The sequence below is a fragment of the Candidatus Symbiopectobacterium sp. NZEC135 genome (genome assembly GCF_025962695.1).
In genome coordinates this window covers 1-630 of sequence record NZ_JAGFPF010001269.1, presented here as the reverse complement: position 1 = coordinate 630, position 630 = coordinate 1, and the positions used below count along the sequence as shown (strand labels likewise).

Below are 630 nucleotides of genomic sequence, written 5' to 3'. Positions count from 1 at the left end.
CCTGTTTACGGTCTCGTTGAGGCGCGCAGTATAACGCCACAGGACAGGGTTCTCAATGATACAGGGAAAGGCTTATGTGCCGTTCATCGCCAGACGATCGCAAAATGACAGGAGTGTAAGTGAAGCGTTATCGCAGCATAAAACTGGGTAAAACGCATTGCGCCCCCCTGCCAGAGCGGCTTTGATAGGGCCTGAATTCAGCCAGCGAGAAAGGTCTTTATGAACATCACACATCCGCACCCTGCTCTTTTGTTTGCCCTGCTGTTAGGGATATCCTGGATAGCGCAGGCAGCGCCAGACACACCGCGGCCACAGCCGATGGATGCCCCGCCCTTTGCCAAAGGCGAGCTTCCCCCACCTCCCACACCGCCGCTTTACCAGGCCTCGATGCAAACCCACCAGCCCGCGGAAGCGCTCAACAAACTGATTGCCAACGCCCCGCAGGCGGAGAACAAAAACTATGAAGTGAGGGTGATGATTCGCGAACTGCCGGCACCGCCTTCTGAGGTAAAAAAAACCGACAAATAGCCCCTCAGGGCGCGTTCTCTTCAGCAACGGGCTCAGGCGGCAAGGCAGGATACAGGATCGGCTGATCCGGTCGGGTACTGATCCTGACCTGCTGCCCCGGTT

At 57.0% G+C, this 630-nt stretch carries 1 protein-coding gene; it reads left to right on the top strand.

The window, feature by feature from the left end; all coding sequences use genetic code 11:
* Positions 1 to 219 precede the first annotated feature (219 nt).
* Complete coding sequence (locus J5224_RS33765; RefSeq protein WP_264629232.1) at positions 220 to 528, top strand: hypothetical protein; 309 nt, start codon at positions 220 to 222, stop codon at positions 526 to 528.
* The last annotated feature ends 102 nt before the right edge of the window (positions 529 to 630 follow it).